General features: G+C 65.5%; 27 protein-coding genes. 15 read left to right on the top strand and 12 right to left on the bottom strand.

Translation table 11 applies throughout. The annotated features are described in order from the left end of the window. The 11 genes from P24_RS20525 to P24_RS13810 form a co-directional block, all read left to right on the top strand. A partial coding sequence (locus tag P24_RS20525) for a hypothetical protein (protein WP_008945363.1) occupies positions 1 to 288 on the top strand: 288 nt, incomplete at its 5' end. A 5-nt stretch (positions 289 to 293) separates the two neighbouring features. Further along, positions 294 to 929, top strand: a complete 636-nt coding sequence (locus P24_RS19335; protein ID WP_008945362.1) for a hypothetical protein — start codon at positions 294 to 296, stop codon at positions 927 to 929. Between the two features lie 28 nt (positions 930 to 957). Continuing rightward, positions 958 to 1,515, top strand: a complete 558-nt coding sequence (locus P24_RS13850; RefSeq protein ID WP_008945361.1) for a hypothetical protein — start codon at positions 958 to 960, stop codon at positions 1,513 to 1,515. Then, complete coding sequence (locus P24_RS20295; RefSeq protein WP_008945360.1) at positions 1,512 to 1,955, top strand: DUF6950 family protein; 444 nt, start codon at positions 1,512 to 1,514, stop codon at positions 1,953 to 1,955. Before P24_RS13850 ends, P24_RS20295 begins: the two co-directional genes overlap by 4 nt. Beyond that, positions 1,955 to 4,771: a phage tail protein gene (locus tag P24_RS13840; protein ID WP_008945359.1), complete on the top strand. Its 2,817-nt coding sequence runs from the start codon at positions 1,955 to 1,957 to the stop codon at positions 4,769 to 4,771. Before P24_RS20295 ends, P24_RS13840 begins: the two co-directional genes overlap by 1 nt. Further along, on the top strand, positions 4,771 to 5,115 hold the full coding sequence (locus tag P24_RS13835) for a hypothetical protein (RefSeq protein WP_008945358.1): 345 nt from the start codon (positions 4,771 to 4,773) through the stop codon (positions 5,113 to 5,115). Before P24_RS13840 ends, P24_RS13835 begins: the two co-directional genes overlap by 1 nt. Beyond that, positions 5,115 to 5,981, top strand: a complete 867-nt coding sequence (locus tag P24_RS13830) for a hypothetical protein (RefSeq protein WP_008945357.1) — start codon at positions 5,115 to 5,117, stop codon at positions 5,979 to 5,981. The genes P24_RS13835 and P24_RS13830 overlap by 1 nt, the downstream gene beginning before the upstream one ends. Before the next feature lie 190 nt (positions 5,982 to 6,171). After that, positions 6,172 to 7,017, top strand: coding sequence for a DNA adenine methylase (locus tag P24_RS13825; protein ID WP_008945356.1), 846 nt, complete (start codon positions 6,172 to 6,174; stop codon positions 7,015 to 7,017). A gap of 75 nt (positions 7,018 to 7,092) precedes the next feature. After that, positions 7,093 to 7,407, top strand: a complete 315-nt coding sequence (locus P24_RS13820) for a phage holin family protein (protein WP_008945355.1) — start codon at positions 7,093 to 7,095, stop codon at positions 7,405 to 7,407. 9 nt (positions 7,408 to 7,416) lie between these two features. Then, entirely contained in the window at positions 7,417 to 7,857 is a 441-nt protein-coding gene (locus P24_RS13815) for a YcbK family protein (protein WP_008945354.1), read from the top strand. A 2-nt stretch (positions 7,858 to 7,859) separates the two neighbouring features. Then, positions 7,860 to 8,324, top strand: coding sequence for a hypothetical protein (locus tag P24_RS13810; RefSeq protein ID WP_008945353.1), 465 nt, complete (start codon positions 7,860 to 7,862; stop codon positions 8,322 to 8,324). 26 nt (positions 8,325 to 8,350) lie between these two features. On the opposite strand, the gene P24_RS20115 is transcribed toward P24_RS13810, so the two are convergent. From P24_RS20115 to P24_RS13785, 6 genes are all read right to left on the bottom strand, one after another. Beyond that, positions 8,351 to 8,587: a hypothetical protein gene (locus tag P24_RS20115; protein WP_156816313.1), complete on the bottom strand. Its 237-nt coding sequence runs from the start codon at positions 8,585 to 8,587 to the stop codon at positions 8,351 to 8,353. Then, a complete protein-coding gene (locus P24_RS13805) occupies positions 8,574 to 8,858 on the bottom strand; it encodes a helix-turn-helix domain-containing protein (protein ID WP_008945352.1) in 285 nt (94 codons plus the stop codon). The genes P24_RS20115 and P24_RS13805 overlap by 14 nt, the downstream gene beginning before the upstream one ends. A gap of 255 nt (positions 8,859 to 9,113) precedes the next feature. Beyond that, positions 9,114 to 9,353 carry a hypothetical protein gene (locus tag P24_RS13800; protein ID WP_008945351.1) on the bottom strand — a complete coding sequence of 80 codons (240 nt, stop codon included), beginning with the start codon at positions 9,351 to 9,353 and terminating at the stop codon, positions 9,114 to 9,116. 14 nt (positions 9,354 to 9,367) lie between these two features. Next, positions 9,368 to 9,916 carry a hypothetical protein gene (locus tag P24_RS19330; RefSeq protein ID WP_008945350.1) on the bottom strand — a complete coding sequence of 183 codons (549 nt, stop codon included), beginning with the start codon at positions 9,914 to 9,916 and terminating at the stop codon, positions 9,368 to 9,370. Between the two features lie 229 nt (positions 9,917 to 10,145). After that, positions 10,146 to 10,844, bottom strand: a complete 699-nt coding sequence (locus tag P24_RS13790; protein WP_040707784.1) for a response regulator transcription factor — start codon at positions 10,842 to 10,844, stop codon at positions 10,146 to 10,148. A 63-nt stretch (positions 10,845 to 10,907) separates the two neighbouring features. After that, entirely contained in the window at positions 10,908 to 12,389 is a 1,482-nt protein-coding gene (locus tag P24_RS13785) for a sensor histidine kinase (RefSeq protein ID WP_008945348.1), read from the bottom strand. A gap of 137 nt (positions 12,390 to 12,526) precedes the next feature. Here P24_RS13785 and P24_RS13775 point away from each other — a divergent pair, with 137 nt between their 5' ends. Further along, on the top strand, positions 12,527 to 13,939 hold the full coding sequence (locus P24_RS13775; protein WP_008945347.1) for a phenylacetate--CoA ligase family protein: 1,413 nt from the start codon (positions 12,527 to 12,529) through the stop codon (positions 13,937 to 13,939). Here the strand turns inward: P24_RS13775 and P24_RS13770 are convergent. The 5 genes from P24_RS13770 to P24_RS13750 form a co-directional block, all read right to left on the bottom strand. After that, entirely contained in the window at positions 13,911 to 15,188 is a 1,278-nt protein-coding gene (locus tag P24_RS13770) for a TRAP transporter large permease (protein WP_008945346.1), read from the bottom strand. The genes P24_RS13775 and P24_RS13770 overlap by 29 nt on opposite strands. Before the next feature lies 1 nt (position 15,189). Further along, positions 15,190 to 15,705, bottom strand: coding sequence for a TRAP transporter small permease (locus P24_RS13765; protein ID WP_008945345.1), 516 nt, complete (start codon positions 15,703 to 15,705; stop codon positions 15,190 to 15,192). A gap of 91 nt (positions 15,706 to 15,796) precedes the next feature. Continuing rightward, a complete protein-coding gene (locus P24_RS13760) occupies positions 15,797 to 16,792 on the bottom strand; it encodes a TRAP transporter substrate-binding protein (protein WP_008945344.1) in 996 nt (331 codons plus the stop codon). 62 nt (positions 16,793 to 16,854) lie between these two features. Next, the gene (locus P24_RS13755) at positions 16,855 to 17,751 is read right to left on the bottom strand and encodes an amidohydrolase family protein (protein ID WP_008945343.1); all 897 of its coding nucleotides are present in this window, start codon (positions 17,749 to 17,751) and stop codon (positions 16,855 to 16,857) included. Further along, positions 17,748 to 18,479 (bottom strand): FadR/GntR family transcriptional regulator, encoded by a 732-nt coding sequence (locus tag P24_RS13750; protein WP_008945342.1) that lies wholly within the window; start codon positions 18,477 to 18,479, stop codon positions 17,748 to 17,750. The genes P24_RS13755 and P24_RS13750 overlap by 4 nt, the downstream gene beginning before the upstream one ends. Positions 18,480 to 18,622: 143 nt before the next feature. On the opposite strand from P24_RS13750, the gene P24_RS13745 reads away from it, so the two are divergent. Together P24_RS13745 and P24_RS20110 are read left to right on the top strand one after the other, a co-directional pair. Then, on the top strand, positions 18,623 to 20,314 hold the full coding sequence (locus tag P24_RS13745; protein WP_008945341.1) for a methyl-accepting chemotaxis protein: 1,692 nt from the start codon (positions 18,623 to 18,625) through the stop codon (positions 20,312 to 20,314). Between the two features lie 147 nt (positions 20,315 to 20,461). Then, positions 20,462 to 20,749 carry a hypothetical protein gene (locus P24_RS20110; RefSeq protein ID WP_156816311.1) on the top strand — a complete coding sequence of 96 codons (288 nt, stop codon included), beginning with the start codon at positions 20,462 to 20,464 and terminating at the stop codon, positions 20,747 to 20,749. A 117-nt stretch (positions 20,750 to 20,866) separates the two neighbouring features. Here P24_RS20110 and P24_RS13740 read toward each other — a convergent pair whose 3' ends face one another. Beyond that, complete coding sequence (locus P24_RS13740) at positions 20,867 to 21,532, bottom strand: GntR family transcriptional regulator (RefSeq protein WP_008945340.1); 666 nt, start codon at positions 21,530 to 21,532, stop codon at positions 20,867 to 20,869. Between the two features lie 192 nt (positions 21,533 to 21,724). Between P24_RS13740 and tcuA the strand changes: the two genes are divergently transcribed. After that, positions 21,725 to 23,215: an FAD-dependent tricarballylate dehydrogenase TcuA gene (tcuA, locus tag P24_RS13735; RefSeq protein ID WP_008945339.1), complete on the top strand. Its 1,491-nt coding sequence runs from the start codon at positions 21,725 to 21,727 to the stop codon at positions 23,213 to 23,215. Positions 23,216 to 23,332 lie beyond the last annotated feature (117 nt).

Here is a 23,332-nt window from a genome sequence, read left to right as displayed (position 1 = left end):
GGCGGCCGGCCGCCGGTCGGGCGGCCAAGCATTGTCGGCGAGCGCGGGCCGGAGCTGTTCGTGCCGGACCGGCCGGGCACCATCATTCCCAATGATTTCGGCGGCGGGATGGGTGGTGGCGGCATGGTGGTCAACATCGATGCGCGCGGTGCTGCGCCGGGGGTGGAAGCCCTGATCCGGCGCGAGATGGCAGCGCTGTCAGCCAGCATCGAGCCGCGTATCGATGCCCGTGTCACGCGCCAGGCCGGGCGCGGCGGCGCCTTCGCCAAGGCAGTGGGGCGGAGGTAGCAGGCATGACCATCCTGACATTCCCGACCCTGACCCGCGTGCCACAGCAGGCCGAATGGTGGCTGCAGCGCCGCACGCAGGATTTCGCCTCGCCGCTGACCGGGTCGGTGCAGACGCAGGAACTGCCCGGCAGCTACTGGCGCGCCTCGCTGTCCTGGCCGCCCTTGCAGGAAGCGGACTGGCGCACCCTGACCGGGTTCCTGTCTGCCCTGCGGGGCCGCGCCGGCCGGTTCTTCTACGGCCCGCCGCATGCCAGGGCGCCGCGCATCATGCCGGCCTATACCACACCGCTTGTCATGGGCGGCGGGCAGAGCGGCACCAGCCTTTCCGCCGATGGTTTCGGCGCTTCCCAGACCATCTTCCATGCGGGGGATTTCGTCAGCTACGACACGCCCGGCGGGCGGCGGATGCTGCATATGGTGACGGCGGATTGTGCCAGCAGCGGCGGCGGCGTGGTTGCAATCCCCATCGAGCCGGCAATCCGCGAAGCCCCGGCGGACAATGCGCCGCTGCGCTTCGGCCAGCCCGGCGCGCCGCTGGGCTGCGTCATGCGGCTGACCGACGATGCGGCGGCCAGGGTCTCTGTCGGTCTGGCGCGCATCGGCAGCATGGCGCTGGAATTCGAAGAGAGCCTGACATGAATGGGCTTGATATGAAGGGGCGCGCCTGATGGCGCGGGATATCACCACGGCCAGCCTGGAAGCCGCTACCGGGGAAGTATCGCGCCCGGTGTTCTTTGTGCTGCTGGATTTGCCGGACGGTGCTGTCCGGCTGACCACGGCGGCCGGCAGCATGAGCTGGGACAGCGAGGACTGGCTTGGCGTCGGTGCGCTGGGCCGAATCGGCGAGATCGAGGAAACCGGGTCTTTGCAGGCCAATGGCGTGGAGATGAGCCTGTCCGGCATCAACCCCGATATCGTGCCCGCCGTGCTGGCGGGATCGTATCAGGGCCGTGCCTGCCGGGTGTGGCTGGGCTTCCTGACCGACTCCTACCAGCTGGTGGCCAGCCCGATCCTGCTGTTCGCCGGCATCCTTGACCAGCTGTCTATCGAGCTGGGGGAAAGTGCCTCGATCACGGCGCAGGCGCAGAGCCGGCTGGCGGACTGGGAGCGCCCGCGCGTGCAACGCTACACCGATGCCAGCCAGCGCATGCTGTTCGCGGAAGACCGCTTCCTGGAAGGGGTGAACGCGGCGGCGAACATGGAACTGGTATGGGGGCGGGGATGATGGTCGATCTGCGGCGGCTGCCGGGATGGGAAGCCCGGCTGGAAGCGATGCTGCGGGCCGCCGAAGGGCGGCCTTTTTCGTGGGGGGAGTGTGATTGCTGCCTGCTGGCGGCCGATGCGGTGCATGCGCTGACCGGGCACGACTATGCTGCGGGATGGCGCGGTCTCTATCGCAGCCGCAAGGCGGCAGTATCCCGGCTGATCACGGTTCACGGCACCGCAGACCTTGCCATCCTGGCGACCGAGACGCTGGGTGCGGAGGTGCCACCCGGCCAGGCGCGGCGCGGCGATATCGCGGCGGTGCCGGTGCGCGGCCAGCCGGCCTTCGGCGGTGTGATGCTGGGTGTGGTGGAATCCGGCGGCAGGGTGGCGACCCTGACGCCGGGCGGGCTGAAGCGCTGGCCATTGTCCGTCGCGCGGCATTGCTGGAGGGTGGGCTGATGCCAGCCGGTGTACCTATCCTCGCAAGTGTGGTCGGCAGCGCACTGGGCCTGGGGGCCATCGGCACGGCGGTTCTGGCGCTGGGCGCATCGGTGGCGATGGGCGTGTTCGGCGGCAGCCTGTTCGGCAAGAAGGGCGGACCAGGCCAGTCGCCGCGCGACCTGAAGCGAACGGTGCGCGGCAGCGTCGAGCCGCGCAAGGTGGTCTATGGCTGGGCACGCATCGGCGGCCCGCTGGTGAAGGTCGCCAGCACCGGCGAAGCGAACCGGGATCTGCATATGATGGTGGCGCTGTGTCAGGGGGCGGTGACCGATATCCCGCATGTTTTCCTGAATGAGGCGATCTATCAGAATACGGGCGGGCTGGCCTATCTGGATGGCAGCCCGCGCGATTACGGGCTGAAGGGGCAGGTGGACTGGCGCAGCGTTGACCTGGCCAACCCGACGCCGGCAGAGGCGGGCGCGATCGACGCCATGCCGGGATTCCTGAATGTCTTCCCGGCGGATTACAGCTTCGACGGGCAGCGGCTGTACGATCAGGGCCGCAATACCGTCATCCGCGCCTGGACCGGCCAGCCGGGCCAGCCGGCCGACGCCGCGGCCATCGCCGATATCGAGGGCTGGACCGAGGATCACCGGGGGTTGGGCATCGCCTATCTCTATGCGAAGCTGACCCACGAATCCGCCGATGTCTGGCCGTCCGGCATCCCGTCCCTATCCGCCATCGTGCAGGGCCGGCCGGTCTATGACCCGCGCAAGGATTCGACCCAGAGCGGCGGCAGCGGCGCGCACCGCGCGGACGATCCCGACAGCTGGGAATGGTCGCGCAATCCGGTGCTGTGCGCGCTGGATTACATCCGCGCCGGCAGCGTGGATATCGACTGGCCGGACGGCGTGCCGCCCTTTCAGGGTCTGGCTGCACCGGATGCCGAGATCGACTGGGGCCATGTCATGGCGGCGGCCAATCTGTGCGACGAGGATGTGCCGGGCAAGCTGCCGCTGGCGGCGGCGGTGGAGCCGCAGACAATCGGCAGCAGCCTGATCCCGGTGACCGGCAGCGGTGACCTGGCCGAGCTGGCGCTGGCGATCAGCGACAATGCCAGCACCGCGCTGGAAGCGACGGGCGCCGTGGTGCAGGCGCGGTTTTCCTTCCAGGTGCCTGTGGCCAATAGCGGCCTGACCAATCTGCGGCTGCGGCTGGCGGGCAGCCATACGGTCGGCGCCACGCTGGAAACCGGCGCGGTGCTGCTGCCCTTCGATACGCAGGGTAGCGGCACGGTGCGGCAGGCATCGCTGGGGCGCATCAGCGGCCAGACCGTCACCTTCACGGTCAGCTGGCGCAATGACGGGCTGGTGAGCGATCCCTGGTGGATTGCCTGGCAGGTGATCGGCGATCTGGATGCCGGCAGCGATGCCGCGCAGGATGATGTGCCGGTGGCGGACAGCCGTGCGAGCGATGACCCGATCGGCAATACCGGCACGCCGATGGCGGTGCCGACCGTCACCATCGTCGCCATGGTGCCAACGGCGGTTGCCAGCGTGGCGGTCAGCGATGCGTCATGGTTCGCCTTCCAGCAGGATAATGCGGCGGCGGCCACGGTCGATGGCACGACACCTTACAACCAGCTGCGCGGCGATGTCTGGATCGAGGTGGATTTTACCGCGCCGGTCGATGGCGATTACAATCTGCGCGCCGTGGCGCGGGCCGGCGGCTATGTCGTGGTGGACGGGCTGACCAGCTATGCCGCGCAGTCCTGGACGGTGAACCCGCCCGCCGTGACACAGGTGCCGCTGACAGCCGGGCCGCACCGCATCGCCTTCGTCTATGCGCGGAACGAGGGCGGTGGTACCGACTTCGGGACGAACCCGGCCTATATCGCGGCCACTCTGCGCGACCCTGCAGATTCCACCACCATCGTCAGTAGCCGGTCGGCGGCCACCGATGTGTTCATGACAGGCACCACGCGACGCTACACGCTGGACGGGGTGGTTACACTCGACCAGGCGCCGATCGAGGTGCTGGAGCGTATGGCGACGTCGATGGCCGGGCGCATCGTCTATGCGCAGGGCAGCTGGCGGTTCTATCCAGGCGCCTGGTCGGCGCCGATTCTCACGCTGGACGAGGATGATCTGCGCGGCCCGCTGCAGCTTCGCCCGCGTGCTGCCCTGTCCGACGCCTTCAACGGGGTGCGCGCGCGCTATGTCGAGCCGGCGGCACTGTACGAGGAAACCGAGATGCCCGGCCTGACAACCGAGCCTGACCCCAGCTTGCAGGTGTGGCGCGAGGTCGAACTGCCCTTCACCCTGCGGGAGCATCGCGCGCAGCGTATCGCCAGCATCGTGCTGCGCCGGCAGCGCTTCCCGCTGGAAGTGGTGTTTCCGGCGAAGCTGGCCGGGCTGCCGCCGCTGCCCGGCGAATGCGTGGCACTGACCGTGGCGCGGTTCGGCTGGACGGCCAAGGCATTCCTGGTGGAGCGCTGGGCCTTTGCCGAGGATGGCGGGGTGGACCTGGTGCTGTCCGAGGAAGACCCCTCGATCTACGCCTATGACATCATGGCCGAACGGCTGGCCGCGCAGGGCGGGCGCGTGGCCGTGCCGGTGCGGGCCGGGCAGAGCATCGGCGATCCCCAGGGACCGGGCGATCCGATACCGCTGTCCTATGCCAACCAGACCTATGTGCGCCGGACGGGCGACGCCATGAGCGGGCCGCTGGTGCTGCCCGCCGATCCGGCGGAGCCGCTGCAGGCGGCAACCAAGCAGTATGTGGATGCGTCCGGCGGCGGGGTGTCGCTGGGGCTGGTGATCGGGGTGAGCTGATGGCGGAGCGATTCACGAATGCCAAGCAGGCGGCGATGCCGACCAGCTGGGCGTCACTGTATACGGTGCCGGCCGGCAAGGTCGCCTTCGTGCTGGGGCTGCTGGCCGCCAGCCGGGGCAGCGGCGAGGCCGGCTGTTATGTGCAGTGGCTGGACGCGGCGGACGGCAATGCCGCCTGCACCATCACCGGCAATCTCTCGATTCCGAACCGCGCCTCGGTCGAGCTGGTGGCCGGCAAGATCCTGCTGAAGGCAGGCGACCAGCTGCAGGGCCAGGCCAGCGCCGCCAATCTGCTGGACCTGACGGCCAGCATCCTGGAGATCGACCAGGCGGAGGAAGAATAATGACCGGCCGGACGGGGCTGGAGGCCGGGTGGCTGGGCTTCACGCCGGGGCGCAGCAATCTCTATCGCGGCGCCTGGCACATCAACGAGGTGTTCCAGCGGCTGCGGCGCTTCGACTGGAGCGGCTTTCCCGGCGCGCAGCCGCCGCTGCACTGGGCACGGTTCCGCACGCTGGGCGCCGGCGGCGACCGGGTCTATCGCAACAGCGCCCTGACCGGGGTGAGCAACCAGCAGCGTGGCATCATCTCGGTGTGGTTCCGCGTTATCGGCTTCAACGCAAACGGCCCTGCCTATCTCTGGTCAACGCGGGATACCGGCAAGGGCACCGGCGGCCGGTCGCGGATCTATGTCAACACCGCAGGCCGGTCCTTCATTTCTATCGTCAACACCGTAACGCCGATTCCCGGCGCCGCCTATCTGTTCGACACGCCAGCCGGCACCATCGTGCCCGGCGGCTGGTACCACCTGCTGGGCAGTTTCGATAACAGCCTGAATGTGCGGCACGGTTATCTGAACGACCAGAACATGGTGCCGCTGGGCGGAAGCGTCTCCGGCAGCGGATCGGCGGAGTGGGTGCAGACCGATTATCAGACCAGCAACGACTGGGCGTCCACCCTGCCGAATCTGCTGGCGGATATCGGTCATCTCTACATCAACACGGCGGAATATCTGGATTTGAGCGTGACGGCCAACCGGCGGAAATTCATCACCTCCGACCTACAGGAAGTGAACATGAATGTCGATGGCAGCGGCCCCACCGGCACTGCGCCCACCGTGTACTTCGCCGGCCCGGCCATCGACTGGGCCGACAATAAGGGCACGGGCGGGGCGTTCTCGATGACCGGCGACCTGACCGACGACGCATAGCCTAGACCGGCCTCACCGGCCATTTAACGCCCGCCGCGAAACGCTTCCCCGGCTTATGGGGCCGGCGGGGGAGGGGTGCTACCAACACCCCGAACCGCGAGACGTACATCTCGCCCAGCCAATCCCGGCCGAGACTGGCCGGCCCGCCACCTGCGATCACAGGCGGGGGCAGAGTAATTGAGGGCATGAGATGGAGTCCATCGGGCAATGGCGGCCGGTGCGTCCGGCGCGGCCGGCCGCTGCGTATCTGGGCGGCAAGCGGCATCTGGCACAGCGGCTGGTGACAGCGATCGAGCAGGTGCCGCACCAGACCTATGCGGAGCCTTTCGTGGGTATGGGCGGGGTGTTCCTGCGGCGGCGGCGGGCACCGGCCTGCGAGGTGGTGAACGATTACAGCCGTGACGTGGCGACCTTCTTCCGCGTCTTGCAGCGGCACTTCGTGGCGTTCCTGGACATGCTGAAATTCCAGGTGACGACGCGGACGGAGTTCGAGCGGTTGATCGCCACCGATCCGGTAACGCTGACTGACCTGGAACGGGCGGCACGGTTCCTCTATCTGCAACGCCTGGCCTATGGCGGCAAGGTAGCGGGGCGGAACTTCGGTACCTCGCCGGGCACGCCAGCGCGGTTCGACGTGACGCGCCTGCATCCGCTGCTGGAAGAGCTGCATGAAAGGTTGGCCGGGGTGGTGATCGAGTGCCTGCCCTGGTCGGAGTTCATCACGCGGTACGACACGGCGGAGACGCTGTTCTATCTCGACCCGCCGTATTACGGGTGCGAGACAGATTACGGTCCGATCTTCGGGCGCGACGAGTTCAACGCCATGGCGAAACAGCTGGCCGATATTGCCGGCGGCTTCGTGCTGTCGCTGAACGACCATGAGGCGGTGCGGGATATCTTCAGTGACTTCCCGATGCAGCCGGTCGAGACCACCTACACGGTCGCGGGCGGTGAGGGTAAGCGGGTGACTGAACTGATCATCACCTCCGCCAATGCCACCGCCGCGCTGACGAGTCCGCAAGCCACGCTCTGGTAGGAGGCACCCCTCCCGCCAGACCAGCCCGCCTGCCGCAAGGGAGGCGGGTTTTCGTTTGTCTGAAGGGAGGGATGAATGCCGATCGATAATGTGCCGCCGCCGATCCGCGAATCGATGTTCGCGCTGGCGATTGCCTTCCTGGTCGCCTGCCTTGGCAGGCTGATCTGGCATGTGGAAGAGGTGCGGCGCAAGCAGCGGAAATTCTGGTCGCTGCTGCTGGTGTACGAACTGACGATCGCCATCGCCATGGCGGTGGTGGGGCAGGGCGTCGCCGATTATCTGGGGCTGACCGGCTGGCCGCATACCGCCGCCATCGGGGTGCTGGCCTATCTGGGGCCGAAGGGTACGGAAGCCGCGCTGCGCACCTATCTCGGCAGCCGGCGGAAATAGGGGGCGGCAATGTTCCGGTCCTGGAAATCGCAAGGCGAGGCCGCCCCCGCACTGACGCAGCCGGTGCATTTCGCGCACTGGTCGGAGGTGCCGGCCGGGATCTGGCGCTGGCCTGATTTCAGCCCGCGCGAGATCGCCAGCCGGGGGGATGGCTCCATCCTGATCGTGCCGGCGGCGCTGGACCGTCTGCAATGGGCGCGGTCAGAGCTGGCCCGCCCGATGCTGATCACGAGCGGCTACCGCGACCCGGTGCATAACGCCCGCGTCGGCGGGGCACCCTTGAGCCGGCACAAGGCCGGCGATGCCTTCGATATCAGCCTGCGCGGCCATACGCGCGCGCAGCTGCTGGCGGTGTGCCATGCCGCCGGCTTCACCGGCTTCGGATTCTATTCGACCTTCCTGCATGTGGATTGCGGCCCGGCCCGGCGCTGGGGCAAATGGGGGAACTAACCATGGGTATCTTCGACTTCCTGACTTCGATCCTGACCGGTGGCGCCACCGGCTTGCTGGGCATGATCTTCACCGCTGTCAGCCGATGGGCCGAGGCGCGCCAGCGGATGGCGGAGCGCGCGCAGGACTATAAGCACGAGCTGGCGTTGCAGCAGCTGGCCATGCAGACGCGCGGCATGGAGCTGGAAAGCGAACAGGCGATCGCCGATATCGAGGCGACGCAGGCGATGCGCACCGGTTCCTACGATCACGACCGGGGGTATGGCCGGGCCAGCCAGTGGGTGGTCAACATCCTGCGGCTGGTGCGCCCGGCCCTCACGCTGGGGCTGATCGTGCTGACCGGGCTGATTTACTTCTCGCTGGATAATGCCAGCCAGCGGCAGGACGTGATCGAGATGGTGAGTTATGCCACCACGGCGGCCATCGTCTGGTGGTTCGGCGCCCGCGAAATGGAGCGCCGGAAGTAAGTTCTAAGTTTTGGCGTCTATCGTGTTTACTTGTAATGAGGTATTGCTTTCTTACTTTCGCATAATATTGCCGCATCATCATTTGATATTCCGCGTGATGCGCGATGTGGTATTTCGCCGGATGCTGTGACCGTGCCAACATAGATAAACTCACCTTCTTTAAAAAGAACGTAAATTCCATCAATGTCTTTGCACGTAACGTCTTCTTTGATTTTCACAGCATAAAGTGTTGGCAGACCTTTTGTGACATCAAACATTTTCATGTCCTTTCTCATTATCTGCATCGCCGCGTAGCAGGGCCACCAGGTCGAGCGCATCGCGGCGGATGCTCGCCGGTGCCAGCATCGGCTGGCGGTGTTCCACGGCGATGGCCAGCGCCGCACGTTCGGCGGCGTTGACATGGATCGGGCGAATCGCCGACTCACCCGCTTCCAGTGCCTGATAGGCGCGCGCCCCCAATCCCATGCGTGTGGCCATATCAGCCTGGTTGAGGTCGAGCGTGTTGCGCAGGGCTTTCAGATCGGCAGGCTTCATAGTATATTCCTTTCAGCGAAGGGGGTGACGCCAGCCCCTACCGTGGGGGACCGGGTTTCCCCGGCCCCCCTAGCAGCTACCAGTCGATTTCCAAAGTCAGTTTGAAGGGCCGAATTTGGATTTCGAAGCGAAGCCGCCTCGGTAGAAGTCTCATTTTGCGTCACCCCCTTTCTGCGTTCGTCAGGCCCAATTGCCTGACCCCCTCAATATACGCAGAAACCGCATATGACACAATAGAAAAACGCAGAAACCGCGTTAAAAAATGCGCGACTGCCCGTCTGGCAAGGTGATGGTTATGACCGCGCCTGTCTTGCGCCCGCAGCGGGTGCAGCGCAGCTGGTGGCCAAGTCCGGCAATCCCCCCGGAATAGCGTGGTTCGTGCAGCCGGGTGGTCGGCACTTCGGCGCGATGGCCGCAGCCACGGCATTGCGCGGTGATCTGCGCATCATAGGCCAGCGCGTCGCGCACGGTCTCGATGGTGCTGATCGAGGGCACGAGGGTTTCCGTTATCAGGGCCGCAGCGGACCGCAGCAGAATCCCGCTGTCGGTGTGGTTTGCTGGTGCCGGTCGAACATCGGGTCCGGTGCGCGTCCGGCAGGGGTTGGCACAATTGAAGGATCGCCGCTGGCGCGTCGGCCGGGCAGGGATGATCCGCGCTGGGCTGTCCGTCCGCCGCCGGGCCGCATGGTGACGATGATCCGGGGATCGTAGGTATAGGCGCCACCCGTACTCATATCGACGGCCATGCCGATGGCTCCACCCAGTAGGACATTTCCGAGATAGACATCCGCCAGCTTTGCCGGTGCCACCACTTCGCCGCCTGCGCCATGTTCATCCCGGCAACTGACCGTAAGGTCATAGCCGGAATTCGCCAGCGTGACAGATCCCGGTGTGCGCGGAACGTGCCAGACTCCCTTGGGGTTGGTGAGCGTGCAGCTGGCGCCCGGCATCGGCATGGTGTCCACCGTTACCGTCTGCACGGCACCGCCGGACATAGACCCGCAGGCGGAGAGTGCCAGCGCACATGCCAGGATCATCAGTGTGCGGATGCCGGCCATCGCTCCATCCCCCATTGCCGGTTTATGAGGCCGGGATAATACAACCGGCTTGCCCTTCCGCCAATGGCGTCTAGGCAGATGGCAAATTGTTTGATTTGCAAAAGGTATAAAGTAATCTGCAAAATGAAATTCTAAGTATTTGAAATTATGTAATTCATCCTTGCATGGGCATTTAAGTCTTACAGAGGATGCATTCAGGGCGGCGATCCTTCGGGGTCGCCGCCTTTTTTTATTGCTGGCCGTCGCCGTCCGGCTGGGTGGTGAACAGGTAGCCGCGGCCATAGACCATGCGGATGGGCGCCTTTGTCCCGGTCGCGCTTTCCACCTTGCGCCGCAGGCGGCGGACGATGGCGTCCAGGTTGCGCTCGTTGGCGGCCGCACCAGGACGGCTGACCGCCTCCAGCAGTGTTTCGCGGGGGCAGATATTTCCCTTGGCGGCGACCAGTGCCGCCATGAAGGCCATCTCGGTCGCGGTCAGGGAAACGGAGATCTCGTTCGGCGCGGTCAGATACCAGCCGGACGGGTCGAGGCGCCAGTTGCCATCGGCAGTGCTGCCCTGGCCCTTGCGGTCCAGCCGCCGCAGCAGGCTGCGCACGGTCGCGGCGATCTCGGTCAGGCTGGTGTGTTTCACCAGATAGGCGTCGGCGCCGCTGTCCAGGCCTTCGACGCGCATTTCCGCTTCGCTGTGCGCGGTCAGCATCAGGATGCCGCAGTCAGACCGTGCGCGTGCCTGTCGCGCCAGATCGAGGCCATTGCCGTCCGGCAGGCCGATATCGAGGATCAGGATATCCGGCTCGCGCGTGGCAAAGGCGGTCTCGAACGACTTCGCGCCGGCGACTCCTGTCGCGTCATAGCCGCAGATGGTGAGATAATCGACGAGGTCAGCCCGTAACGAAGGTTCGTCCTCGACGACGAGAATATGGGTCATCAGCAATTCTGCGTCTTATTTTCACACTTTCTTCTTAACCATAACGTGATGCGGAAACCCGCTTCAACCACCCGTAGCAGATGGCAGGTCTGTGTCAGCCCCGGGCACTCCGGCTTCGGGCAGTCCGGCCTCGGGCTGGGCAATCGGCAGGCTGACCTCGATCATGGTGCCCTGGCCGTCCTTGCTGTCGATCCGCATCGTGCCGTCATGCAGCTCGACAATGCGCATTGCCGTATGCAGGCCAAGCCCGGTGCCGCCGCGGCCGCTGGTATTGGAGGCACGGAAGAAGCGCTGGCCGATACGCTCGCGCTCCGCCGCCGGAATGCCGATGCCCTGGTCGGCAATCGTCGTCACGGCCCGGTCGCCCTCGCGCCGCAGCGCAAACTGGACAGGCTTGTCAGCCGGCGAATATTTCAGCGCATTGTCCAGCAGATTGACGAACAGCGTCGAGATCATCGCCGTATCGCCGATCATCGGCAGCGCGTCCGGGGCGGCGGTAAGGCGGATACGCGTCTCCTGCCCGGTGCTGGCGAAATAATTCACGGCTTCCCGGGAAAGGTCTCCCAGTTCCAGCGGTTCCTTCTGGACGATGCTTTCCTCCACGCGCTCCGTCGCCAGGAAAGTCTGGATCAGCAGGCGCTGCCGGCGCACCGCTTCCTGGATTGCGCGCAACCGTTCGGCCACGGCGGCGGGCGGGGCGGTGATCAGAACCCCGATCATTTCCGTCGCCCGTTCGATGATGGCAAGCGGGGTGCGGAACTCGTGCCCGACCAGATGCAGCAGATGCTGCTGCTGCTGGCGGAGGTCGCTCTCCTTCGCAAAACTGGCCGACAGATCTTCCTGAAGCTGCTGGCGGATGCCGATCTCGGCCGTCAGTTCCCGGTTCTTGCGCGCCAGGTCGGCCGCGGTGCGCGCCATCACCAGCCCGACCAGACCGATGAACAGGAAGGTCATGAAGACGTTGGTTTCCAGGAACAGCAGGGCATGCAGCGGATGGTTCGCGACCATCTCCACCTGGCCCGGCGTCAGGAACAGCACGATGCCGCGCCCGACCAGCAAGCTGCTGTGGATGAGGATCAGCACGATCAGTATCCAGCGCAGGGGGCGGGGATAATCATCGTCCTGCCAGAGCAGCCAGGCCATGCACAGGAAGGCCGATGCCAGGACGAAACCGGAGATCAGCACGCGGAGCGAGATATTACCCGGGTCCAGATAGACATACAGCGGAAACACCAGCAGGAAGGTCACGGCAAAGATCACGTCCAGCCAGCGCGGGCGCCGCTTGCCGAAGAAACGGTAGAGCCCGCCCGTGAGGATAAGGTGGCCGGAGGCAACCAGAAGATTGCCAAGGGTGATGCTGTACAGGTCGGCGATCATGCCGCGGGCCGAGAGCAGCGCCATCCCGACGGCAAAGATGATGAAGGCGGTGCCATAGGCCCGCAGGCCCGGTATGGCGGGCTGCGTGCGGTGCAGCACGAAGAAGCCGACGCCCTGGAGCGTGGCAACCACCAGAATGACAACCAGAATGGTCCTGACGTCGAGCATGGCCAGCCGGTATCTTTCTGCTGCGGATTACGGATGCACCTTGTTTCGGTTTAGGCCGACGGCGCGCTGGCCTCAACAGCTTAGTTTTCCGGAAGCTGTTTATGGCCCGATATGCTGTCAGCCGGTATCCTTGCGCGATGAGCCAGACGACGACCAATCCCCCAGCAGAAGGCGACCTGCCAGCCGCCGCCACGCGCATCCTCAATCTCGCCGCGCAGCTCGATGCGTTCGAGCGGTTGCCGGCAGCGGAACAGGAACGACGGCAGGCGAACAGCCTGCGTGCCCTGCTGCGCCATGCGCGCGATTTCTCGCCCTTCTGGCGCGACCGGCTGGCCGCCGCTGCTATCGACCCGGACCGACCCTTGCGCGAGGGCGAGCCTGTTTCTGAGCTGATCCGCGACCTGCCGGTCCTGACCCGCGCCGTGCTGCAGGAACAGGGAGTGGCCTTGCGGGCGCGCGCGCCCTGGATGGCGGAGGAGGGGATATCCGTCGCGCGGACATCGGGGTCGACCGGCAGGCCGGTTGCGGTCGAACGCTACCTGCCGATGCATCGGCCGCTCTATACCGCGCTCGGCTTTATCGATAATCGCTGGCATGGCCGCGACAGTAGGCGTCCCATCGCCAACGTCCGGGATGGTCCCGATGCGGTGCTGCCGGTCTGGGGGCCGCTCTACGATGCGCTCGGGCATCGCGGAACCGCGCATTGCCGCAACATGATCGAGTACGCGCCGGAGGATATCCTGGCCTGGCTGGCCGGACTGGACGTGCCCTATATGGTGACATCGCCGGTGTTGGCATCGCGGCTGGCCGAGCTTTCCCTGGCGGGTGGTCCCCGGCCGGCGGGGCTGGAGCAGCTCATCACCTTCGGCGAGACGGTGACGCCGGAGATCCGCGCGCGGGTGCGCGCCGCCTTTGGCGCCCGAATCACTGACCGCTATTCCTGCGAGGAGGTTGGCTGGATCGCCTTCCAGTGCCCAGTACATGAACAGCGATATCACGCGCTGAGCGCGTCGGTGCTGGTGGAAATCCTCGACGATGCCGGGCGGCCCTGTCCGCTAGGCCAGCCGGGCCGGGTGGTGCTGACGGCGCTGCACGGCCTCGCCATGCCGCTCATCCGCTATGAGATTGGCGACTATGCCGAATGGGCGGACAGCGCGGGTACCTGCGCCTGCGGGCGGACGCTGCCGGTGATCGGCGCGCTGCACGGGCGTGAACGCAGCTTCATCCGCCTGCCGGATGGCACGCTGCGGCTGGCCCGGCTGACCGGCGAATACTGGCGGGCCATTGCCCCGGTGCGTGATTACCGCGTGGTGCAATATTCCGACGGCCAGATCGAGGCCTTCGTGGAGGCGGAGCGGGCACTGGCCCCGGAGGAAACAGAATCCCTCCGGGCCATGCTTGCAAAGGTGCTGGGGCACCCGGTGCCCGCCATCATCACCCAGACCGTGCGGATCGACTGGGGCCACCGCTGGAAGCGGCAGGACATCACCCGGATCGACACTCCGCGCGGGGCCGCCGGCGCTACAGCAGCGACTGCAGCGCCAGGCTGACCGCCGGGATATAGGTGACCGCGAGCAGCACCAGCACCATGATCGCGATCATCGGACCCATCGCCTTGGAGATGTCCCAGATCCCGACCTTGCTGACGGCGGCGCCGACGAACAGCGCGTAGCCGAAGGGCGGGGTGGCCATGCCGACGGTCAGGTTGGTGGTCACCATGGCGCCCAGATGGATCGGGTCCATGCCCAGATCGTTGCCGGCGGTGATCAGCACGCCGCCCAGGATCACCATGGCCGCGACATTGTCCATGACCGCGCCGATCAGCAGCAGCATCGCGTTGATGGTCAGCAGCACCAGCCAGTTATGGTCGGAGATTTCGGTCAGCAGCGACGCGATCTTCGGCGGCAGCTGTTCGAAGGCGACCAGCCAGCCGAAACCGGCGGCGGCGGTGATGATGAACATGACGATGGCGGTGGTGCGCAGCGCGCCCAGCGTGATGCGCGGCAGGTCGGCCAGCTTCACCTCGCGATGGACGAACATGCCGACGACCAGCGCGTAGAAGGCGCCGACCACGGCGGCCTCGGTCGGCGTGAAGATGCCGCCATAGATGCCGCCCAGGATGATGACCGGGCCGCCCAGCGCCCATTTCCCATCCCAGAAGGCATGCGCCATCTCGCGGCCGGTGGCGCGGCTCTCGCGCGGGATGGCATGACGGCGGGCATAGAACCAGGACACCAGCATCAGCCCGGTGGCCAGCAGGATGCCGGGAACAAGGCCCGACAGGAACAGCCGGGCAATCGATTCCTCGGCGATCACGCCCCAGATCACGAAGGGAATGGAGGGCGGAATCAGCGGCCCGATGATGCCGGCGGAGACCGCCAGCGCAGTGGCGAAGGCACGGTCATAGCCGCGCTTCTCCATCTCCGGGATCATGATGGTGCCGATGGCCGCCGTGGTCGCCGGGGCGGAGCCGGAAATTGCCGCGAAGAACAGCGCGGCGATGACCGCAACCATGCCCAGCCCGCCGGTGACATGGCGTACCAGCGCATTGGCAACGGCGACCAGCCGCCGCGACAGGCCGCCGGCGGTCATCAGGTCGCCGGCCAGCACGAAGAAGGGAATGGCCAGCAGGCTGAAGGATTGCGAGCCGGAAATCATCTTCTGGGCGAGCGCGATTACCTCAATGTCGGAGGCAAGGAGCGCGCCCAGCGTGGCGATTCCCAGCGCGAAGGCGAAGGGCACGCCGAGCAGCAGCATGCCGGCGAAACCGGCGCTCAGGATCCAGGCAGCTTCTGACATGTCAGCCGGCCTCGCTGAGGGTGGCGGGTTCTGGCAGGAAGGAGGTGGCGATCTTGGCCAGGGCATGCAGCGCAACCAGCACGCCACAGACTGGCGCGGCCAGGTGCAGCGCTTCGATGGGATAGGCAATGGCGGCGGAGGTCTGGCCCACCGTCTCGGCCACATAGCTGTAGCCACCATCGGCCAGCATCACACCAAAGCCCAGAATGCCGAGCAGGATCAGCCGTTCGAGCCAGCGCTGCTGCACGGGCTTCAGCAGGTCGGGCAGCAGCGTGAGGCGGACATGGAAGCCTTCGCGTACCCCCAGGCTGCCGATCAACAGCACGACCCAGGTGAACAGCAGCAGCGACAGTTCCTCGCTCCAGCTGAGCGCGACATTGAAGAAATAGCGCGCCGTCACCTGGGCGACGAGGACGGCCAGCATGGTCAGCGTCATGGCGACCGAGACATAGCCGGTGAGGCGCCCCGCCAGGGCGCTCAGCCCGTCCAGCAGGCGAATCGGAAGGGGGATGTTCATGCGTGACGTTCCTAAAGCCGGATAGAGCAACGAGCGTGCGGGTTTCCCCGCACGCTCGCAACCGCCATTTCAGCAGGCTGTCAGGCGACGCTTACTGGACGGCCTTCAGGGCGGCATCCATCAGGTCGCTGCCGATCGGACGGCGGAACTTGTCATAGACCGGCTTCACCGACTCGCGGAAAGCAGCCGGGTTGCTGATCTTGTTTACCTTCATGCCCTTGGATTCGAGGTCGGCCAGCAGCTCCTTCACATTGGCATAGGCTGCCTCACGCTGCGTCGCCGTCGCCGCCTTGGCAGCCTCGCGCACCGCCTTGCGCTGGTCTTCAGGCAGGCGGTCGAAATTGCGCTTGGAAACCAGCAGCTCAATGACCGAATAGGTGTGGTTGGTCAGCGACAGGAACTTGGTCACCTCGTTGTACTTGTTCGAGCTGATGACCGCGACCGGGATTTCCAGCCCGTCGATGGTGCCCTGCTGCACGGCGGTGAAGGTCTCGCCCCAGGCCATCGGCACGGCGCTACCGCCCAGCGAGGAGAACATGTCGATATAGACCGGGTTCTGCATGACGCGGTACTTCACGCCGCCAACATCCTTCGGCTCGACGACCGGACGGACATTGTTGATCATGTTGCGGAAGCCGCCTTCCATGAAGCCCAGCACATAGAGCCCCTTGGATTCCAGTTCCTTGCCAAGGCGCTGGCCGACATCGCCGTCCAGCACCTTGTGGGCCTGCTCCTCGCTGGAGAACAGGAAGGGCAGGTCGTTCAGCTGGAAGGCCGGGGCGACGTTGGCGACCACGGCATTGGTGATGATCCCGGCGTCGATGGTGCCGAAGCGCATGCCTTCGACCATGTCCTTCTCGTCGCCGAGCTGACGGTTCGGGTAGAGCTGGACCTCAATCTTGCCGCCGGTGCGCTTCTCGACCTCTTCCTTGAAGGCACGGGCGCCGATGGCATAGGGGTCCTTGGCACCGTCGGAGGTGGTCCAGCCCAGCTTCATGACGGTCTGGGCCATGGCCGGGCCGGTGATGCCGATGGCGGCGACCGCCACGGCAAGCGACAGGGTTTTCAGTTTCAGTGCGATGGTCATGATGTCGATTCTCCCGATGATCCTTTGGATGGAAGGGCAGTGATGGGCGATTCGGCCCGTTCTTAGTTCTTCAGCGGCGGAAAGTCGTAGAGCGCCGCCGGGTTGTCGACCAGGATGCGCTGGCGCGTTGCCGCGTCGGGCACCCAGTCGGCGAGCATGTCGACGAGATCGCCGTCGTTCGGCATCTCCGTCTTGATCGAGGGGTGCGGCCAGTCGGTGCCCCAGACCATACGGTCCGGGCGCCGGGCGACCAGCGTGCGCGCGACCTGCGTCACATCGTCGAAAGGCACAGCCTTGCGCGCGGTGATGCGATAGGGGCCGGACAGCTTCACCCAGCAACGCCCGCCATCCAGCAGTCGCAGCAGCGCGGCGAAACCGGGGTCGGTCACCGTCTTGGCGACGTCGCAATGGCCCATATGGTCGATGACGACCGGCGTCGGGAAGTCGGCCAGTTCCTCGTCCAGCCTAGGGTGGTTGGACACGTCGATCAGGAACTGCACATGCCAGCCATAGGGCGCGATACGCTCGGCCAGCGGGCGCGCGGCGGAGATCGGCACGCCGCCCTTGAACAGCACATTCACGCGCACGCCGCGCACGCCGCCTGCATGCAGCGCCTTCAGCTCGGCCTCGGATATGGTCGGCTCCACGACGGCGACGCCGCGCAGCCGGTCCGGATGCGCGTGCAGCGCCTCCATCATTGCGTCATTGTCGGTGCCATAGACGCTGGGCTGCACCAGCACGCCGCGCTGGACGCCCAGCGTGTCATGCATGGCGAGATATTCGGCCAGCGGCGAATCCGGTGGCGTGTAGCTGCGCGGGGTGGAGTAGGGGAACCGCGCCATCGGGCCGAAGACATGCGCATGGCAGTCGCAGCTGCCCGGCGGCAGGGCCAGTTTCGGCTTGCGGGGCTTCCGGTCCGGCCCCGGGATTGGCGGGGCATCGTCGGTGGCGGCACTCATGTCGATTCCTCCAGATCCTTTTCTGTTTCCAGTCCCAGCCGGCGCATCGCGTTTTCGATATGCCGGCGCATGGCGCGTTCCGCTGCTCTGGAATCGCCGGCCGCGATGGCCTCGAAGACCGCGAGATGTTCGCGCTGCACCTGATCCGGTGTGCCGGGATAACGGGCGGAATTGCTGCGGGCCGCGCGGATCGCCTCGCGCAGGGAGGTGCCGAGGAATTCGGCGAAGCGCAGCAGGTAGGCATTGTCGGCTGCCCGCGCGATGGCGGTATGGAAGGCGGTATCCGCATCCACGCCCTCGCGCCCGGCGGCGATGTCCGTCGCCATCGCCTCCAGATGGCCACGCAGGATGGCGATATCCTCGGGGTCGCGTCGTTCGGCTGCCAGCCCGGCAGCCGCCGATTCGACGATGCTGCGCAGCTCGAACACGGCGCGCAGGTCGGCAATACCGCCCAGCAGGCCGCATTCGATGCGGAAGGAGCGCGTATTCGGGCTGCTGCTGACGAAGACGCCGCTGCCCTGCCGGGTTTCGACCAGCCCGTCATATTTCAGCATCGACACGGCTTCCCGCACCACGGAACGGCTGACGCCAAACAGTTCTGCCATATCCTTTTCGGTCGGCAGCCGTTCGCCGGGCAGGAACTCGCCGTCGCGGATGCGCTGGGCGAGCACCTCCGCGATCTGGTCGGTCAGCCGTTGCGGCTTGGCGATGGCATCGAACTTCTGCATGCGCGCAGGTTGTCTGATAACCAGAGCAACGTCAATCGGCTCTCGTCATCAACCGGTTAGCGCTGATTTTGGGGGTACTTAATACTTTTTTTATTTATGTGCGGTATGAGACGGGAGGCTTAACTGAATCCGGGGGATTCACGGTGTCGCTTTTCAAGAACCTGTCCATTTCCGCAAAGCTGGGTGTGATTATCGGCGTTCTGGTGTTGACCATGGCGCTGGGCGTTGGCCTCACTCTGTCCAACATGCATGGCGCGATGCTGGCCGAACGGCTGGCCAAGGTGAAGGCGCTGACGGAAGCCAGCGTGAATGTAGCGCTGGCGCTGCAAAAGCGCGTCGCTGCCGGCGAACTGACCGAGCAGCAGGCAAAGGAGAGCTGGCGCACCACCACCAGCTCGATGGTCTATGAAAAGGTCGAATACCTGTTCGCCTGGACGCTGGAGGGTGACAATGTCGCCCATATCCGCCCGGACATGCAGGGCAAGAATTTGTGGGGGCTGCAGGATTCCAACGGCACCTTCGTGCTGCGCGAAATGCGCCGCGCCGCCGAATCCGGCGCAGGCGGTGGCCGCTTCGACTATCTCTGGCCGAAGACCAAGGATGCCGAACCGATCAACAAGATCAGCTGGGGCATGCTGGTACCGGGCTGGAACATCATGGTTGGCACCGGCGTCTATACCGACGATCTGGATGCTGCCTTCATGGACAAGGCACTGCATGTCGCCGCGCTGATGGGTGTGCTGGTGCTGATCGGCATCGGCATCGCCGTGGTGATCTCCCGTGACGTCAGCCGCTCGATGCGCGGCGTGTCCGGTGTGATGGAGGCGATGGCCGCCGGCGACCTGAGCCGCGCCGTGCCGGACCGCGAGCGCAAGGACGAGATTGGCCGTATTTCCCGTTCGCTGGAGGTGCTGCGCAGCGCCGCTGCCGAGACGGAGCAGCTGCGGGCGGAGCAGGAACGGATGAAAGCTGCCGCCGCGCAGGCCCGCCAGGACGATCTGCGCCGTATTGCCGACCAGTTCCAGGCAACCATTGAGGGCGTCGTGGTGCAGGTCTCCAGCACATCGCAGGCGGTACGCCAGGGCGCCACGGAAATGGCCAGCGTCTCCTCCCTGACCCGCGATCAGGCACGGCAGGCCACGGGCGCGACGCAGGATGCCGCGAACAATGTGCAGACTGTTGCCGCCGCCGCCGAGGAGCTGACCGTCTCGATCCAGGAGATCGGCCGGCAGACCGGCAATGCCCGCGATATCAGCCAGGAGGCGGTGACCGCCGCGGACCGGTCCTCCACCACCATTCAGGGGCTGGTCAGCGCGGCCGAGGAAATCGGCAATGTGCTGAACCTGATCGCCGACATCGCGGCGCAGACCAACCTGCTGGCGCTGAACGCCACCATCGAGGCGGCGCGTGCCGGCGAGATGGGCAAGGGGTTCGCGGTGGTGGCGTCGGAAGTGAAGAATCTGGCCAGTCAGACCGCCAAGGCGACGGACGAGATCAAGAGCCATATCGACGGCATCCGCGGCGCGGTGGGCGAGGCGGCCGGCGAGATGAGTCATATCCGAGAGATCATCGGCTCGGTCTCGGAATCGGCGACCGCGATCAGCGCGGCCATCGAGGAGCAGTCGGCGGCGACGCAGGAAATCGTGCGCAATGTGCAGCAGGTCTCCAGCGGCACGCAGCAGATTTCCGGCAATATCGGCCAGGTCAGCGAGGCCGCCAATCAGGCCGGCACCGTCTCCGAGCGTCTGCTGGACGCAGCCAACGACCTGTCCACGAACTCGCAAACCCTGCAGGCCAAGGTTGCGGAATTCCTGAGATCGCTGCGCGCCGGCTAACCCCTTTCCTCCTGCACCTTACAGGGCGGTCTTCGGGCCGCCCTTTTCTTTTTCCGAAACAGATTGTCAATCGAACCGGGACGCTGGGGCGGAAATCAGCGCGCGGATGTGATAATATCCAATGAAATCAAAGAAGGGAGGGAGCGAATGATGACAGAAACCATGCGAAGCTTTGCAAGAACGCTGAACGAGGATGAAGCCCTCGCTACCGGCCTTGCAGAGCGGCTGAACGGCGTTTCAGGGCGGGAACAGGCCGTTGCCGAAACCGCCGGATTCGCGCAGGCCAACGGGTTTGATCTGTCCGAAGACGAAGCAAGCCGATTGATCAACGCCGTCGGTGCCGCCCGGAATGGCGAGCTTTCCGATGAAGATCTGGAAGGCGTTGCTGGTGGTGCCTCTTTGCATAATTTCTTTGTACCGGATTGGTTTGCCTGATCTCTTGCCGTTCTTACGTACTGAACAGACGGCGATATCCCGCTTTTCATGACAATCCGAACTTGGCGTTTCGGAGATGAACGCAAGGCGGCCTTCGGGCCGTCTTTCTTTTTGTTGTCAACGCTGTGGAGACAGCATCCGCAGGCGGATGCGCCGGGCTTCGCGGATATGGTCGCGGGCGATACGCTCGGCACCTGCCGGGTCGCGTCGCTCGATGGCGTCCACGATGGCGCGGTGTTCCGCCTCCGCCGATGCCCGCCGGCCCGGAGTCGCGATCGTGGTGCCGCGCAGCAGGTCGATGGAATCGGCCAGCGCGCTGATCGCGCTCGTCAGGTAGCGGTTGTGTGCCGCCTCGCACAGCGCGGCATGGAAGGCGCGGTTGGTGGCGGCAAGGCTGCGTCCGTCACCGGCGCCGGTGGCTTCGTCCTCGATCAGCTGGCGCAGCGTGTCGATATCGGTCTCGCTCGCGCGTTCTGCCGCGAAGGCGGCGGCTGCCCCTTCCAGCACCTCGCGCAAGGCGTAGAGTTCCAGTACCTGCTGCTTGTCGAACTCGGTGACGATGACGCCCCGCCCGGCGGTGACCGACAGCAGCCCCTCGGCGGTCAGCCGCTGCAGCGCCTCGCGCACCGGGGTGCGGCTGACGCCCAGCTTCTCGGCGATATCGGTTTCGCGCAGCCGCTCGCCGGCTTCCATCTCGCCATCGCGGATTGCCGCGCGCAGCGCGCGATAGACCAGCTCAGCGCGGGAGGCATTGCGGAAATCGTCGGGCTGAAGCAGGCGCATCCGGGCGCTCTCATTCCGTCATCGGTTGCAGGCGAGGAGACAGTGTGCCAAGCGGGGTGCGCATTGTCGACATGCGCATACGAATGTTCGCCATGTGTATGTGGGGCTTGAGCAGTCGCTCCCGCGAAGTATACCTTTGCATACAAAGAGGGCGAAAGCCCGTGCGGAAGAACAGCCAGGAACGGAGCGGACATGTCGGGCGAGTATGATGTCGTGGTCATCGGCGGCGGGAACGCGGCCTTCTGTGCGGCCCTGTCGGCGCAGGAAAACGGTGCCAAAGTGCTGGTGCTGGAGGCCGCACCGAAGGAGGAGGCCGGCGGCAACAGCAGCTTCACGGCCGGTGCCATGCGCGTCGCCTATAACGGTGTGGATGATCTCTCCAAACTGATGCCTGACCTGACGGAAGAGGAGAAGGCGAATACCGATTTCGGCACCTATACAGAGGATCAGTTCTTCGACGATATGGGCCGGGTGACGCAGTACCGCACCAACCCGGACCTCGCCGAGCTGCTGGTGCGACGCAGCTTCGACACGCTGCTGTGGATGCGCTCCAAGGGGGTGCGCTTTGTGCCGATCTATGGACGGCAGGCCTTCAAGGTGGATGGCAAGTTCAAGTTCTGGGGCGGGCTGACGGTGGAGGCCTGGGGCGGCGGCCCCGGCCTGGTCGAGGCGTTGACCGACTCCGCCGGCAAGCGCGGCATCGACATCTGGTACGAAAGCCGCGCCGTGTCGCTGATCCATGACGATGACGGCGTGCATGGGGTGAAGGTGAAGCGCGGCGGCAAGACGATTCCGGTATTGTCCAAGTCGGTGGTCATCGCCTCCGGCGGGTTCGAGGCCAATTCGGAATGGCGCACCCGTTATCTGGGGCCGGGCTGGGACCTCGCCAAGGTGCGCGGCAGCCGCTTCAACATGGGCGATGGCATCCGCATGGCGCTGGAGATCGGCGCCCAGCCCTATGGCAACTGGTCGGGCTGCCACGCCGTCGGGTGGGAACGCAATGCGCCGGAATTCGGCGATCTCGCGGTCGGCGATGGCTTCCAGAAGCACAGCTACCCGTTCGGCATCATGGTGAACGCGACCGGCCGCCGTTTCGTCGATGAGGGGGCGGATTTCCGGAACTACACCTATGCGAAATACGGCCGCGTGATCCTGGAACAGCCGGGCCAGTTCGCCTGGCAGATCTTCGATTCCAAGGTCACGCACCTGCTGCGCGACGAATACCGCATCCGCCAGGTGACCAGGGTGACGGCGGACACGCTGGAGGAACTGGCCGCGAAGCTGGATGATGTGAATGCCGAGGCGGCGCTGGCGGAGATCAAGGCCTATAACGCGGCGGTCCGGCAGGACATCCCCTTCAACCCGAATGTGAAGGACGGCCGCGGCACCGAAGGTCTGGCGGTGAAGAAATCGAATTGGGCCAATACCATCGACCAGCCGCCCTATGAGGCCTATGCCGTCACCTGCGGCATCACCTTCACCTTCGGCGGGCTGCGCGTCAGCCAGGAGGCCGCCGTGCTGGACATGGAAGGCAAGCCGATCCCCGGCCTTTTCGCGGCGGGCGAACTGGTGGGCGGGCTGTTCTACTTCAACTATCCGGGCGGCACCGGCCTTACCTCCGGCGCGGTGTTCGGCAAGATCGCCGGCGCGTCCGCCGTGAAGGCGGCTCAAAAGGCCGCGTAAAAGCGGGGCAGGAGGAGGGGGCATGGCACATCCCCTCGATCTTCCCTGGCCACCGCGCTAGCCTCTGCCTATATCGGTGAAAACCGGAACAGCGGCTGGCGGCAGCCGGAAAGGAAG

Source organism: Oceanibaculum indicum P24 (genome assembly GCF_000299935.1).
GTDB lineage: Bacteria > Pseudomonadota > Alphaproteobacteria > Oceanibaculales > Oceanibaculaceae > Oceanibaculum > Oceanibaculum indicum.
The sequence above is the reverse complement of the archived record's forward strand: the minus strand, read 5'-3'. Positions and strand labels throughout refer to the sequence as shown.